At 42.9% G+C, this 14,096-nt stretch carries 16 protein-coding genes; 12 read left to right on the top strand and 4 right to left on the bottom strand.

Annotation, left to right across the window (positions count from 1 at the left end):
* Positions 1-70 precede the first annotated feature (70 nt).
* From GC102_RS09060 to GC102_RS09050, 3 genes are all read left to right on the top strand, one after another.
* Positions 71-454 (top strand): NUDIX hydrolase, encoded by a 384-nt coding sequence (locus GC102_RS09060; protein ID WP_171689208.1) that lies wholly within the window; start codon positions 71-73, stop codon positions 452-454.
* Positions 455-484: 30 nt separating this feature from the next.
* Entirely contained in the window at positions 485-1,270 is a 786-nt protein-coding gene (locus GC102_RS09055; RefSeq protein ID WP_171689207.1) for a sugar phosphate isomerase/epimerase family protein, read from the top strand.
* 102 nt (positions 1,271-1,372) lie between these two features.
* Complete coding sequence (locus GC102_RS09050) at positions 1,373-2,167, top strand: TIGR00266 family protein (protein WP_171689206.1); 795 nt, start codon at positions 1,373-1,375, stop codon at positions 2,165-2,167.
* Positions 2,168-2,241: 74 nt separating this feature from the next.
* Here the strand turns inward: GC102_RS09050 and GC102_RS09045 are convergent, their stop codons facing one another.
* Genes GC102_RS09045 through cysT form a run of 4 tightly spaced genes read right to left on the bottom strand, consistent with a single transcriptional unit; the run spans position 2,242 to position 6,089 of the window.
* Entirely contained in the window at positions 2,242-3,345 is a 1,104-nt protein-coding gene (locus GC102_RS09045; RefSeq protein ID WP_171689205.1) for a sulfate ABC transporter substrate-binding protein, read from the bottom strand.
* A 34-nt stretch (positions 3,346-3,379) separates the two neighbouring features.
* Positions 3,380-4,465, bottom strand: coding sequence for an ABC transporter ATP-binding protein (locus tag GC102_RS09040; protein WP_171689204.1), 1,086 nt, complete (start codon positions 4,463-4,465; stop codon positions 3,380-3,382).
* 14 nt (positions 4,466-4,479) lie between these two features.
* Positions 4,480-5,286, bottom strand: coding sequence for a sulfate ABC transporter permease subunit (locus GC102_RS09035; RefSeq protein ID WP_171689203.1), 807 nt, complete (start codon positions 5,284-5,286; stop codon positions 4,480-4,482).
* A complete protein-coding gene (cysT, locus tag GC102_RS09030) occupies positions 5,283-6,089 on the bottom strand; it encodes a sulfate ABC transporter permease subunit CysT (protein WP_312883205.1) in 807 nt (268 codons plus the stop codon). The genes GC102_RS09035 and cysT overlap by 4 nt, the downstream gene beginning before the upstream one ends.
* Before the next feature lie 502 nt (positions 6,090-6,591).
* Between cysT and GC102_RS09025 the strand changes: the two genes are divergently transcribed.
* The 9 genes from GC102_RS09025 (at position 6,592) to GC102_RS08985 (ending at position 14,033) form a co-directional block, all read left to right on the top strand.
* On the top strand, positions 6,592-7,383 hold the full coding sequence (locus GC102_RS09025; RefSeq protein WP_171689201.1) for an ABC transporter permease subunit: 792 nt from the start codon (positions 6,592-6,594) through the stop codon (positions 7,381-7,383).
* A 16-nt stretch (positions 7,384-7,399) separates the two neighbouring features.
* Positions 7,400-8,170, top strand: coding sequence for an ATP-binding cassette domain-containing protein (locus GC102_RS09020; RefSeq protein WP_171689200.1), 771 nt, complete (start codon positions 7,400-7,402; stop codon positions 8,168-8,170).
* Positions 8,171-8,205: 35 nt separating this feature from the next.
* A complete protein-coding gene (locus GC102_RS09015) occupies positions 8,206-9,816 on the top strand; it encodes an FAD-dependent oxidoreductase (protein ID WP_171689199.1) in 1,611 nt (536 codons plus the stop codon).
* Positions 9,816-10,154, top strand: coding sequence for a 4Fe-4S binding protein (locus tag GC102_RS09010; RefSeq protein ID WP_171689198.1), 339 nt, complete (start codon positions 9,816-9,818; stop codon positions 10,152-10,154). The genes GC102_RS09015 and GC102_RS09010 overlap by 1 nt, the downstream gene beginning before the upstream one ends.
* Positions 10,155-10,201: 47 nt before the next feature.
* Positions 10,202-11,221, top strand: a complete 1,020-nt coding sequence (locus tag GC102_RS09005; protein WP_171689197.1) for an ABC transporter substrate-binding protein — start codon at positions 10,202-10,204, stop codon at positions 11,219-11,221.
* Between the two features lie 22 nt (positions 11,222-11,243).
* Complete coding sequence (locus GC102_RS09000; protein WP_171689196.1) at positions 11,244-11,663, top strand: DUF4395 domain-containing protein; 420 nt, start codon at positions 11,244-11,246, stop codon at positions 11,661-11,663.
* Positions 11,664-11,881: 218 nt separating this feature from the next.
* Positions 11,882-12,712: an alpha/beta hydrolase family protein gene (locus GC102_RS08995; protein ID WP_171689195.1), complete on the top strand. Its 831-nt coding sequence runs from the start codon at positions 11,882-11,884 to the stop codon at positions 12,710-12,712.
* 18 nt (positions 12,713-12,730) lie between these two features.
* A complete protein-coding gene (locus GC102_RS08990) occupies positions 12,731-12,940 on the top strand; it encodes a YezD family protein (RefSeq protein WP_057302418.1) in 210 nt (69 codons plus the stop codon).
* Between the two features lie 142 nt (positions 12,941-13,082).
* Positions 13,083-14,033, top strand: a complete 951-nt coding sequence (locus GC102_RS08985) for an alpha/beta fold hydrolase (RefSeq protein WP_171689194.1) — start codon at positions 13,083-13,085, stop codon at positions 14,031-14,033.
* The last annotated feature ends 63 nt before the right edge of the window (positions 14,034-14,096 follow it).

The following is a 14,096-nucleotide window of genomic DNA, read 5'->3' as shown; positions in this document are numbered from 1 at the left end:
GAAGAGGTAGCTTCGAATATATAGTACATTTGTGATAATAAGCTACCTCAGAGAAGATGGGTGACCGAAAGTGATTTCACAAGCTTTGATTATACAAGACAATAAAGTCCTTATGGTAAAACAATATGTTCAGAGAGGCGATATTGTATGGAATTTCCCAGGAGGGGGTATAGAGGAAAATGAAACACCAGAGCAAGCTTGTATAAGAGAAACGAAAGAAGAAACAGGTTTTGATATTAAAATCGAAGGGCATTTATGTACCAATAATAACAAGCACACTTTTAGAGCTCAGATTATAGGTGGAGAGATGTATCTTGATAATACGAAAGAATATAATAGTGATCTAGTTGATATAGCATGGATTGAACTAAGTGATGATTTTACATTTGATAGCTACACAAAACCAATAATTGAACTACATAATAAGGTTATGGATAATAAGATCATTCTTTAACAAGATCGAAGGAAAAGGAGGTAATCCAAATTGCAAGTAGGAATGCCAACTTTAATAGAATTTAAAACAATTGAACAGAATGTTGACCTGTGTAAAGAATTAGGTCTTGATTTCATTGAACTAAATATGAATCTTCCGATATGTTTACCAGAGAATTTAAGTCATCAGGAAATAAGGCATATTAATAACGAATATGGTATTGAATTTACTGTTCATTTACCAGAAGAAATTGATTTATCATCGTTTCATCCTCCAATAAGACTAGGACATTTACAGAGATGTAAAGAAACAATTGAATGGGCTAGTAGGGCAGGGATACAAACTCTGAATATGCATTTAAATAATGGCATTTACTTTACGCTACCCCACGAGAGAATGTGGATTAATGAACAATACGAATCAGAATTTAATAAATTACTCTTTGAATCATATTCACAACTCTATCAGATAGCTAATTCTTTAAATGTTGTTTTGTCGATAGAGAATACATGCAATTTTCATGTTCCGTTCATCAGAAGAGCTCTCGAGATGTTAGCGAAGTTCGAAAACTTTTACCTCACTTGGGATGTAGGACACGATGCTAAAGTTAACTTTAAGGAAGAGGTTGTATTCCGCGAATTTACTGATCGCATTAAGCATATGCATCTACATGATTGCAATGAAAAATCAGACCATCAGTCCTTATATAGCGGTAATGTTCCAATTAATGATCGACTTCTTTTTGCCGAAAATCATGGCTTGTCCGTTGTGATTGAAGTAAAGACTAGTACATCTTTAAGAGAATCGATAGAGCAAATAAAGAAAAATTATAAGTGAAGGGTTTCCTGAAACCAACCCTCAAATACATCGTATAACATCTAAAAATGGCTTAATTTATGTTGATATCCTTACGGAAAACAAATAGGAGGTAAGAAAGTAATGAACGCACATGAAATTGATTATCGTATTTTAGGAAGTGAAATGCAGTATGTAGAAATCGAGTTGGATCCGGGTGAAAGTGTGGTAGCTGAAGCCGGTAGTATGATGATGATGGATCAAAACATCCAGATGGTGACTGTATTTGGAGACGGCAGCAGTGATAATAAAGGGTTCATGGGCAAGCTGCTTGGAGCTGGTAAACGATTATTAACGGGTGAAAGCTTGTTTATGACGGTTTTTACGAATCACAGCTCACATGGGAAAGAACAAGTTAATTTTGCTGCACCTTATCCTGGGAAAATCATAGCGATGGATTTGCAAGATCTCGGTGGTAAATTAGTTTGTCAAAAAGATTCCTTCCTATGCGCAGCGAAAGGTGTCTCAGTAGGTATTGCTTTTCAGCGTAAGCTAGGGGCTGGATTCTTCGGTGGTGAAGGCTTTATCATGCAGAAGATTGAAGGCGATGGTTTGGCTTTTGTTCATGCGGGTGGCTCCATCTGTGAACGTGTGCTCCGCCCAGGAGAAGTGATTCGCGTGGATACGGGTTGCCTCGTGGCAATGACACAAGAAGTAGATTACGATATTGAGATGGTCAAAGGCGTTAAAACTGCGCTATTCGGCGGAGAAGGCTTATTCTTCGCTACGTTACGCGGACCTGGGCGCGTCTGGATCCAATCCTTGCCGTTCAGTAGGCTGGCGGACCGTATGGCTTCAGCATCAAGAGTTGGAGGAAGGAAAGAAGAGGGAAGTATCTTAGGCGGTCTTGGTAATTTGCTTGATGGAGACGGAAGATAAGGATTGCACTCATAACGTATAACAAAAAAGCCCGGAAGCGAATTGCACATTCGCACCGGGCTTTTCCTTTGTTCTTACTTGGCTCCACCTTCTGCAAGGATGGTTTCCCAGATTGCGCCTTTGCCATAAAGCTCTTTGTTCACTTTATCCCAACCGCCGAGGTATTCAATGTTGAATAAGCCTGCAGGCGTAGTATAGTTTTTCTCGTATTTCTTAGCAACCTCAGGTAGAACGGAACGGAAGCCCTTTTCTGCGAATACTGTTTGGGCTTCTGGTGTATATAAGAAGTCTAGGAACGCTTGCGCTACTTCACGATTACCATGTTTGTCTACGTATTTATCAATAAGGGCAACTGGATTCTCAATGGATGTTGTGTATTGTGGAATGACTTCTACATACTTTTTACCGGATTGAATACGAGCTAGAAGCTCATTTTCATAAGTTACGATCGCATCGCCAACACCTTTATCGAAGGTAGTAAGGGAATCTGCTCCGCTTTTATCCAATACTTTAATGTTTTTGTATACTTTGCTTACGAGATCTTTTGCTGCAGCTGGGTCTTTTTTACCTGCAGCTTCGGAAGCTTTCAGGCCTGCGCCATAGATGGCATTAATATCCCATTTGGCTCCGCCGGAAGTACTCGGATTAGGAATCAGAACTTCAACACCCGGTTTCGTCAAATCAGCCCAGTCTTTAATTCCTTTAGGATTACCTTCACGAACACCAATTGCTGCAATTGAAGCTGTGATATTACCTTTGTAAGGATTGTTTTTCCAGTCGTGCGTAATTAAGCCTTTTTCAGCGATCTTTTGAATATCACCTTCCAAAGAAAGTGGAGCGATGTCAGCTTCAAAACCTTGGATAATGGCAGTAGCTTGCGCACCAGATGCCACATAGGATTCTTGGAATTCAACAGTTTGACCTGTTTTATTTTTCCATTGATCTTTAAATTTTGGAATAATGAGATCGAAGGATTCTTTGACGACCGAATATGCTCCTAGTGTAATCGTCACTTTACCGCCTTCAGCTTTTGGAGAAGCGCTTGCCGCGGTTGTTGCAGCAGCTGTTGATGCCGCAGGTGTACTTGCAGATTTCGTGCCAGTACCGCAAGCTGTAAGTGCGATACTTGCTGTGAATAGTGTTGCGGTGATTAAGCCAAGCGTTTTGAAATTTTTCATGGTTTACAACTCCCCTATTAATGTATAGAAATTATTATATAAAAACAGGCAGCGGATCTTGTTTAGCCTGATTCTCAATCAACTTATTGTCCGTTTTCGTAAACACGGAAATGTGATGGATGAGGATATTTACCTCATCTCCAGGTTTATAAATCTTCTCCTTCACGGACTGGTAAGCAAATAGCTTTAGGGCGCCTGTATCAATTTCCAAATACCAGGAATCCCCACGGAAATGAGCATGTGTTACTTTCCCTTTTTCCCCAGCTGTAGCGAGATGAGAAACATCATGATTGCGAACTTCAATGGATTCTGGTCGTATCATCACGTTAACGTCTGGAAGCCATTGACCATCGTTCTGCAATTCTTCTAAGTAAGGGAACCCGATTAGTGGGGTATATTGCGAAATGATGTTGGATTCTCCAATAAACGAGGCCACAAAAGAGGAAGCGGGCTTCGTGTAAATCTCCCAAGGACTTCCTTGCTGCTCAATTTTTCCGCCTTGAACGAGAATGATTTCGTCCGCAACCTCAATGGCTTCATCCTGATCATGGGTGACGAATAGGGTTGTTACTTTAAACTCATCGATGAGGTTTCTGAGCCAAACACGCAGCTCTTTACGAATTTTAGCATCAATGGCTGCAAAAGGTTCATCAAGCAAGAGCAGTTGAGGTTCGGGTGCTAATGCTCTTGCAAAAGCAACCCGTTGGCGTTGACCGCCAGATAGCTGATGAGGGTACTTACGCTCACTACCGGCAAGCCCCATCAAACCTAGAAGGTAAGTAACGCGATCTTGAATGAAATCCTTTGGCTTTTTCAATACCTTTAAGCCATAGGCCACATTTTCAAAAACGGTCATATGCTTGAAGAGGGCATAGCTTTGAAACACGAAGCCAATTCCTCTTTTTTGAACTGGAAGATGAGTCGCTAGTTTCCCGTCGAAGTAAATATCGCCAGAGGTGGGGCTTTCTAATCCCGACAACATGCGAAGAATGGACGTTTTGCCGCCTCCGCTTGGCCCGATCAATCCTACCAGATGACCTTTCGTAATGCTGAAATTAACGTCCTTGATGGCATGAAACTGCCCGAAATGTTTATTTAGGTTTTTGACTTCGATATGCATGCTGGGGCTCCTCCTTAATGGCTTCTCAATTTTTCACTTCTTCTTTTCAACCACTCAAGTGCTAATAAAATAGAAATCGATACGAGACCTAAGACGAAAGCAACGCTGTTCGCTGCCACGAGGTGGAATTGTTCGGCATCTTGATAAACAAGGGTTGTAGCTGTTTGCGTTTGATTAATGATATTGCCAGACACGACTAGGATCGATCCAAACTCACCAAGTGCTCGTGCGATCGTTAGGATGAGACCGTACAGCACGCCCCAACGAATACCTGGCCATGTAATTTGAATGAATGTACGCCAGGCGCTAGCCCCTAAAGTAGCAGAAGCTTCTTCCGACTGTGTACCAATCTCTTCAAGTAAAGGAACCACTTCACGTACCATCAAAGGGAACGTAATGAACATCGTTGCTAAGACCATGCCGGGTACAGCATAGACAATTTTCATATTATGATCTTCCATGAAGGTGCCAAATGCCGTGTTTGGACCAAAGATCAAAATAACCATTAAACCAACAATGATAGGAGATACAGCAAATGGTAGATCAATAAGTGCATTAATGACAGGTTTCAACCAGCGAGAGATCCAAGAACCTCTGACAATTTCTAAGGAAACGTAAATGCCGACAATGGCATTAAGAATGGTTACAATCACAACGATAATTAAAGAAATTTTCATGGCATGAAGGGCTTCAGGTCGTACAAGAGCGTCGAAAAAAGCTTGCGGGCCTTCTTCAAAAGCACCAAAGGTAATACCAAGAAAAGGTAACATAATAAGTAAGAAAATTACGAGAAACGAAATACTGATCAATACTTTTCTCATGCTAGGCGCCCCTTTCCGCGTGTCAGTACATTGATGATCCAGAGAATAAGGACGGACAATGTCAGGAGCACGAGAGAGATAGCGGCTGCACCTTCGGGATTAAAGTTCTGTGTTTCACCATATATATAGACCGATGCCACCATCGTTTTACCAGGCAAATTGCCTGATATAAGGGAGATGGCTCCAAATTCGGCAAGTGATCGAGAAAAGGCGAGCATACTGCCGGCTATGATACCTGGGAAAATGGCGGGGAACACGATTCTACAGAAGGTGTAAAATCTTCCCGCACCAAGCGTAAAGCTGGCTTGTTCTTCTGCTGGATCGATTTGTTCAAGTAAAGGTTGAACAGTTCGAATGACAAAAGGAAAGGTAACAAATACAAGGCCGATCACGATAGCCGTTTGATTATAAAGCAGCTTAATTCCCAAATGGTCGAGCCAGACACCTAGTGGACTTGAAGGTCCTAATAGGGTTAGGAACATTAAACCAGCTACGGAAGTCGGGAGTGAGAAGGGGAGATCTACCATGCTGTTTAAAATACTTTTGCCGCGGAAGGTATAGCGGACGAGAACATACGAAATGATGGTACCTACAATCGCTTGAATGATGGTTGAGACAACGCTGAGCTTAATGGTTAACAGAATGGACTTCCAGGCTAATGGTCCTGTAACCTCTTTCCAAAATGGATCCCAACCTAACGAAAATCCTTTCAAATAGATGGAACCTATGGGGATGACAAGAAGTACTAACAAATAGCCGATAAGCACAGATCGAACCGTAGCTTTAAAAACCTTATTTCCCACATTACACCACCTAATTTCATTAATCATAGCTATTTACTCGGAATAATAAATTGACTATACCAACGGATGGTCTGATTTGTCAATACGCCTAATCTCATTTTTATGCAAGAATGATGAAATATTTTTCTGATAAGTAAATATACAAGTGATATTGCATGTTTTGCGCGACTAAAATACGAGTTTAAACATGATTTTCGGATGTTAAAAGACAAGCTTATTAATGAAGGGATATTTCAGAAGGAATAATCGCTGCCTGAAAATAACTATTCTTCTGTGAATAGTCTTTTAGTATGCAGAAAAAGTCATTGACGCTGCTTAAAACAGGTGATAGTATAGTAAACAAATAAAAACCAAGTAAACAGGTATGAATTAGTAAATTAAATAAAAGAGTCGACCAGAAGACTGGAGACTCCCATTCTTGCTTTGTACTCTGAGGCATGAATCGGGAGTCTTTTCCGTTTTCTAACGCCACTTTACTTTATGAGAAGAAAGAGGGATTCGCATGCTAGCTAATCGCACTTCATCATTAACTGAATCTAAGTTTTGGCAGCCTTGGGTCATACCGATCTTCATACTGCTTCTCTGGCAAGTTCTTGGATTATCCGGTTGGTTATCTGAGCGCATTCTGCCTACGCCTTGGGAGGTTTTAACTGCTTTATACGGTGTCATTAAAGATGGAACTATTTTCGAATACGTAGCCGTGAGCACGAAGCGGGCTTTTCTGGGGTTCCTGATTGGCGGGAGCATCGCATTCGTAATTGGTTTGCTAAATGGGGTATTCCCAATAGCCGAACGATATATTGATTCTTCAGTCCAAATGGTTCGAACCATTCCCCACCTAGCGATGATTCCTCTCGTTATTATGTGGTTTGGTATCGGTGAGACATCAAAGTTGTTCCTTGTTTCATTGGGAGTTGCTTTCCCCATATACCTCAATACGTTTCATGGGATTCGATCCGTAGATCCAGGTTTAGTAGAAATGGGCAAAGTGTACGGCCTTAAAGGATTCGCGTTATTTGCGAAAGTGATTTTACCAGGGGCATTAGCGAACATTTTACTTGGCATCCGATTTTCGTTAGGCATCATGTGGCTTAGTTTAATTGTAGCTGAAACGATTGCGGCGGATTCCGGAATTGGTTATATGGCAACGCATGCCAGAGAGTTTATGCAAATGGATGTTGTCGTGTTATGTGTAATCTTGTACGCACTATTGGGGAAATTATCTGATTTAATTGCCAAGTATTTTGAAAATCGTTGGCTGAAGTGGCATCACAACTACTTGAATAAAGCCTAGAGAAGGAGGAATAGTCATGAGCATGAAAAGCGGAGGCACACTGCTGCACATTCGGAATGTAAACAAAGCATTTGGACAAACACATGTGTTATCTGGGATTGATTTATCGATTAAACAGGGAGAATTTGTAGCGATAGTGGGTCGCAGTGGATGTGGAAAAAGTACATTGCTTCGTTTAATTGCAGGACTCGATGAGGCTTCAAGTGGTGCGATCTTATTAGATGCTCAGGCGATCAATGGTATTCATGAAGATACGAGGGTACTGTTTCAGGAACACCGTTTGCTGCCATGGAAAAAGAATATCGATAACGTGCGGATCGGTGTTAAATCCGGCGACAAAGAAATTGCCTTTAAAGCACTCCAGCAAGTTGGGCTTGAACATAAACGGGATGATTGGCCTGCTGTTCTCTCCGGTGGTCAAAGGCAGCGGGTAGCCTTGGCAAGAGCACTGGCGGGGAATCCACGTCTGCTGCTTCTAGATGAACCGTTAGGCGCTTTGGATGCTTTAACTCGGATTGAAATGCAGCAGCTGATTGAGCAGCTATGGTTGGAGAAGCAATTCACGGTCCTGTTGGTCACACATGATGTTAGTGAAGCTGTAGCTTTAGCTGACAGGGTCATCATTATTGAAGATGGGAAAATAGGTCTGGACTTAAAGATCTCACTTTCTAGACCAAGAGAGCATGATAGTGGGTTCGCTTATTATGAGAAGACCATTTTGGATCGGCTTCTTGTGAAGCAATCATATGAGCAGGTAAGAATTGCGGCAGATGCATTCTCGATTTAACGAATAGAAGAGTGAAAATAAAGGAGGACATAGGAATGACTCAATTTGATTTGCAGCTCCAAGCGGATGTACTAATTATTGGTGGGGGACCTTCTGGCGCATGGGCAGCCATCACAGCGGCGAAAGAAGGAGTGAAAGTCATTCTGGTTGATAAAGGGTACTGCGGAACGAGCGGTGCTACGGCACCATCTGGCACAGGCTTATGGTACGTGAATCCCAATGCGGATGAGCGTGAAGAAGCTATGAAGAGTAGAGAAGCGCTTGGCGGTTACTTAGCTGATCGCGGTTGGATGAAGAAAGTCCTAGACCAAACGTATACCAATACGAATCAAATTGCTGCTTGGGGATACCCATTCCCGCTTGACGAAGCAGGAACTTCGCACCGGAAGAGCTTGCAAGGGCCTGAATACATGAAGCTGATGCGCAAGCAAGTGCAGAAAGCGGGAGTTCGCATCCTGGACCACAGTCCAGCGCTTGAACTGCTAGCTGATGAGCATGGTGTTGCAGGGGCAACTGGGGTGAACAACCAAACGAAAGATACATGGCGTGTGGATGCGACCTCAGTCGTGATTGCAACAGGCGGATGTGCTTTCCTTAGTAAGGCTTTGGGGACGAATGTCTTGACAGGTGATGGGTACTTGCTCGCGGCTGAAGCGGGAGCTAACTTATCGGGAATGGAATTCTCCACCGCGTATTCTTTAGCGCCAGCCTTTTCACCTGTAACGAAGTCTGCCTTCTATACGTGGGCAACATTTTACTATGAAGATGGCAGCGTAATAGAAGGCGCTGGCTCGCAAAAGGGGCGTTCAGTGATTGCTCGAACGCTGCTGACGCAGCAAGTATTCGCTAGAATTGATAAGGCTGATGATATCGTCAAAAAAGCGATGCGTCAGGCGCAGCCTAACTTTTTTCTATCGTTTGATCGCCTGGGCATTGATCCTTTCACACAAAAGTTTCCAGTCACTTTGCGGTTTGAAGGCACTGTAAGGGGGACTGGCGGTATCCATATCATTGACGAAACGTGCGCGACGGAAGTGCCTGGTCTTTATGCAGCAGGAGATGCAGCGACAAGAGAGTTAATCTGCGGTGGATTTACCGGCGGTGGAAGTCACAACGCAGCTTGGGCTATGTCCTCAGGGTATTTCTCTGGTGAGGCATCGGCTAAATATGCGCTGAAACTGGGTGTAGGAGCTTCAAATAGGAAGGCTAAAGGATTGTCCGAAGCAACAGGTGTACCCAAACAAGCAACGACAAGATCCGATGCTCCTGATACGCAAGAAATTATCAAAGCCGTTCAAGCGGAAGTATTTCCGTATGACCGTAATTGGTTCCGCACAGGAGAAGGTTTACAAGATTCACTGGGACGCTTAAATCATCTGTGGCATGAGCTGAAACAGGGTATTCAAGCTAGTGATGGGAATGTTGTTCGAGTTCGTGAAGCAGCTGCTATGACGGCAACAGCTAGATGGATGTATACCAGTGGTTTGGAACGAAAGGAAACACGCGGTATGCATCGCCGGGAGGATTTCCCGCGAGTTGATCAAGCCCAGCAATATCGCATCATTAGCGGTGGTTTGGATACAACTTGGGCAAAGCCTTTGATTGACCCATCATTTTCAATCGTCAAAAAGGAGGCTGTTGTGTAATGATTGAACTGCTCAGTAAGGATCGCTGCATTAGCTGCAATCAGTGTGTATCCGTATGCCCTACGAATGTATTCGAATCCGTAGCGGGAGATATTCCGGTTATCGCCAGACAATCGGACTGCCAAAGCTGCTTCATGTGTGAGTTATACTGCCCAACGGATGCTCTTTACGTTTCTCCGGTAGCGGAACAAACGATTGCAGTCAACGAAGGGGAGTTAGTTCAAGAAGGTTTATTAGGAAGCTATAAAGAGAACATAGGCTGGGGAAAAGGCAGAGTTTCGACAGCCTCCTCAGACGGTTCATATATCATTTTCCAGCGTATGCGTGCATCACATTAATTCGTTCATTATCCATTCCACATAACTATCAGGGGGTCCAAAGACATATGACACAGAGATCATTGAAAGTGCTCAGTATTGCTCTTATTTTAACTTTATTTACAGTATTCTTAGCGGCTTGCGGGGCAAAATCGACGAAAACAACGGCTCCAGCAACGACGCCAGCAGCATCAGATGCAAAAACAACATTGCCTGAAACACTTCGTATTGGTTTTATTTCGGCGAATAATAATAAGACCATAACAGGACCGGAAGGCTGGGCGCAATCCAAAGGTTACTTGGAAAGCGAACTCAAGAAATACGGCGTTAAGGAGTTCAAATATTTCAACTTCCCGAATGGTCCTAACTTGAACGAAGCGATTACCGCGGGAACGCTGGATGTTGGAATCTATGGGGATACTCCCGCAATTAATGGGAAAGCTGCAGGTCTGAAAACGCGTTTAATTAACCAAACGCAAATCAATATGAATGCTTGGTTGGTAGCTAAAGCAGATGGACCTAAGACGCTCTCTGATCTCAAAGGTAAAAAGGTAGCTACTTCCCAAGGCTCCTATATGAGCCGATATCTAACTAGCTTGCTTAAGGAGCAAGGGCTTGATAAAGACGTAAAGATCCTGCATTTATTGCCTGCTGATGGCGAAGCTGCGCTATCCCGCGGTGACATTGCAGCATACGCCTATCCGACTGGTTTCGGTCCTTTACTTCTGAAAAAAGGATATGTTGCTATTGATGAAGCGGCCAAACATCCGGTTCTACAAGGCTCAAGTCTAACCGTAGTTACGGAAGATTATTTGGCTAAAAATCCTCAATTTCCTAAACTTTGGAACGATCTTCGTACGAAAGCAGTGAAGGAAATTCGTGAGAACAGTGAAGAGTTTTTCAAATTCTATGCGGAAGCATCCGGCTATCCAGTGGACGTTGTGAAAGCTTCCTTCAAGATCGAGCAGTGGCCCGTTGAATCAAGCACACCGGATGGGTTAAAACTAATAGAAGAAACGAAGAAATTTCTTGTGGAGCAAGGATTAGCGAAGAAAGATTTTGTTATAACGGACTGGTTAGTGAAATAGGATTGACCAAGGGGGGATGAGGGTGAAAGAAGTTCCAATTTCCTATGTAAAGGCCAATCAAACGGGTATTGTTGTCTTTGTCCTACTGGCATTTGCGTTTCAATGGACTTGGCTAGTTGGCTTGCTTTGGGTGATTCAGTTGCTTGGCTTTATAGGTGGTGGGAAATGGAATCTGTTCGTGGTGGTGTCTGAACCGTTTCTATCTCGAAGCGGTACTGAAACACAAGCCGCAGAGTTGACAAGGTTTAACAATGCTTTGGCTGTAATATTTCTTACTTTATCACTTACTTCTTTTACCATCGGTTGGAGTATGGTGGGGTATATCTTTACTGGCTTTTTACTCTTAGCTGCAGGTGCAGCCTTGTTGGGCTATTGCATCGGATGTGCGATTTATTATCAGTATAAGCAATTCATCGTCAGACAACGAGTGAAGCGCGGTTAATGAAAGGTAAATATGGAAAGACTCTCACTAGAGTAAGGTGGGAGTCTTTTCTATCCACATAATAAAGTGAAAAACATCAAATTAGGGCAAATGATAATTGCCGAAAATATGTTAAAAATAGGATTGACACCTCTAGTAGGTGATGCTAATATTGGTTTATACCTAATTCATACTAAACTTATCGGAATTATATGCGAACGCGAAAGGGAGTTAACATCATGGAGCATGCTATCACAATTCAAAGCGACGACGTCGAATTGGCCGCAACGTTACATTACCCGACAAATCAATCAGGAGCCGCGCAAGTTGATTGTCAACGTTGGCCGCTTATTATCATCTGTCATGGATTTATTGGCAGTCGGATAGGGGTGGATCGGCTATTTGTGAAAGCAGCTCGTGAGTTTAGCTCGCAAGGATACCTAGTTCTCCGTTTCGATTACGGTGGTTGCGGTGAGAGTACTGGCGACTATGGTGCTGGCGGGCTGGATGTTCTGATTGAACAAACGCGAAGTGTTATTGATTATGCATCAACGATTGATTGTGTAGATCTTAGTCGTGTGATCTTGGTGGGTCATAGCTTAGGCGGTGCGGCTGCAGTTCTAACGGCAGCGAGAGATAATCGCGTGAAAACACTCGTGCTATGGTCAGCTGTCGCTCATCCACACAATGATATTGTAAGAATTGTAAGCAAATCTGAATACGAGAAACTTCCTATAGGTGGAGCGATCGATCATCATGGCTATGTATTGACAAGTAAATTTTTTGATTCTTTATCCCAGCATCAACCGTTTGAACAACTGCGTAAATTTAACGGTGATGTCTTCGTTATACACGGTACTGCGGACGATACGATACCAGTCGATTATGCGCCATTATACCAGAAGATGTTCTGGATGCGATCAGAGGGGCAATGCGAACTCGAGCTTGTTTATCAAGCAGATCATACTTATTCAACAACAGGTTCTGCGAAAGAACTTTTTGAGAAAACAGGGAACTGGTTAGCCTTTATTCAAAAGCAGAAAAAAGATTGGAACGATTGGACAATTTAAGGAAGCGGAGGCAATAGAATGGCGAAACCACTAGAGTTAGACGATGTTTGGGTGGATAGAATTAAACAAATGTTAAACGGGTTGGAATACGGTTCCGTTCAAATCGTCGTTCACGACGGTAAAATTGCTCAAATCGATAAAACAGAGAGAAAACGATTCGACGCGTCATCTCAACCGCAATCCCAATTGCAAGCAGTAAAATCAGTCAAACAAACGAGTAAAGGCTAGCATTAGAGCGGTTAAGTATAAAAGTGGTCTACAAGCCCTCTTTCTTCGGAAAGGGGGCTGTTTTCATGAAGCGGAAGCCGTATAATGATGAAGAACAGGCGTATTATTTTGGAGTGAAATGGAAAGTTAATGGAGGGATCTTATGCAGAAGCAGCATTTTATATGGAAAGACTCTCAGCAGATTAATAACTATGTATATGAATGGCTGCCTGATGAGTCCAGTGAAATAAAAGCGATTGTGCAAATCGCACATGGCATGTCCGAGACGGCCGTTAGGTACGAGAGGCTAGCTGCATTATTAACAAGCCAAGGTTATGCTGTCTATGCGAACGATCATTTGGGGCATGGACGAACTGCAGGAACACCTGAAGCCGTAGGTAAATTTGGCAAAGATTGCTTTCATGGTATGGTTGAAAATATGGGGCAGATCACTAGTGAGATCCATAAAAGGTATCCAAAGCAGATTCCATTATTTCTGATGGGACATAGTATGGGCTCGTTCTTAACGCAGCACTACATGGTGTCGTATATAAATGAACATCCCGACAACGTTCAAGGCATCATTCTGTCAGGCTCCAATGGAAAAGAGGGTGCAGCCTTGTATGCTGGCATTGGTATTGCTACAGCAGAAGCAGCTATTCGTGGAGATCATCACCGGAGTAAGCTTGTTACGTCTCTTTCATTTGGAGCTTTTAATAAAAGATTCGCACCGAATCGAACGCCATTCGATTGGTTAAGTAATGATGGAGGCGAAATTGATAAGTATGTAGAAGATCCTTATTGCGGCGTTACGTTTACATCGGGTTATTTCAGAGATTTCTTTAGAGGACTAAAGGAGATTCATCAAGCTAAGCATGTCAACCAAATACGTAAAGATTTACCTTTATACGTATTCGCAGGTGAAGATGATCCGGTTGGTGGAGGTAAAGGGGTACGCAGGCTGCTTAGCATGTACAAGGAACTTGGGCTTAAAAACGTTAGCAGCAAGCTATATCCCCGCGGCAGACATGAAATGTTAAATGAAGTGAATCGGGATGAAGTCATGGATGACATTGCAGCATGGCTGAATGAGCAGGTTGCATCTAGGGGTTAAAATAACGAAGTGAATCAAAGATAGAAGGCTGCTATTCCCCCTCCTGCCTGATTGGTTGGAAGG

Source organism: Paenibacillus germinis (assembly GCF_013141785.1).
GTDB classification, from domain to species: Bacteria; Bacillota; Bacilli; order Paenibacillales; family NBRC-103111; genus Paenibacillus_E; species Paenibacillus_E phytorum.
The sequence above is the reverse complement of the archived record's forward strand: the minus strand, read 5'-3'. Positions and strand labels throughout refer to the sequence as shown.

Excerpts from the sequence above, each read along its gene's own strand:
- GC102_RS09035 (WP_171689203.1), bottom strand. The coding sequence starts at position 5,286 with ATGAGAAAAGTATTGATCAGTATTTCGTTTCTCGTAATTTTCTTACTT.
- GC102_RS09045 (WP_171689205.1), bottom strand. The coding sequence starts at position 3,345 with ATGAAAAATTTCAAAACGCTTGGCTTAATCACCGCAACACTATTCACA.
- GC102_RS08995 (WP_171689195.1), top strand. The coding sequence starts at position 11,882 with ATGGAGCATGCTATCACAATTCAAAGCGACGACGTCGAATTGGCCGCA.
- GC102_RS09040 (WP_171689204.1), bottom strand. The coding sequence starts at position 4,465 with ATGCATATCGAAGTCAAAAACCTAAATAAACATTTCGGGCAGTTTCAT.
- GC102_RS09020 (WP_171689200.1), top strand. The coding sequence starts at position 7,400 with ATGAGCATGAAAAGCGGAGGCACACTGCTGCACATTCGGAATGTAAAC.
- GC102_RS09015 (WP_171689199.1), top strand. The coding sequence starts at position 8,206 with ATGACTCAATTTGATTTGCAGCTCCAAGCGGATGTACTAATTATTGGT.
- GC102_RS09010 (WP_171689198.1), top strand. The coding sequence starts at position 9,816 with ATGATTGAACTGCTCAGTAAGGATCGCTGCATTAGCTGCAATCAGTGT.
- GC102_RS09025 (WP_171689201.1), top strand. The coding sequence starts at position 6,592 with ATGCTAGCTAATCGCACTTCATCATTAACTGAATCTAAGTTTTGGCAG.
- GC102_RS08985 (WP_171689194.1), top strand. The coding sequence starts at position 13,083 with ATGCAGAAGCAGCATTTTATATGGAAAGACTCTCAGCAGATTAATAAC.
- GC102_RS09005 (WP_171689197.1), top strand. The coding sequence starts at position 10,202 with ATGACACAGAGATCATTGAAAGTGCTCAGTATTGCTCTTATTTTAACT.
- GC102_RS09050 (WP_171689206.1), top strand. The coding sequence starts at position 1,373 with ATGAACGCACATGAAATTGATTATCGTATTTTAGGAAGTGAAATGCAG.
- GC102_RS08990 (WP_057302418.1), top strand. The coding sequence starts at position 12,731 with ATGGCGAAACCACTAGAGTTAGACGATGTTTGGGTGGATAGAATTAAA.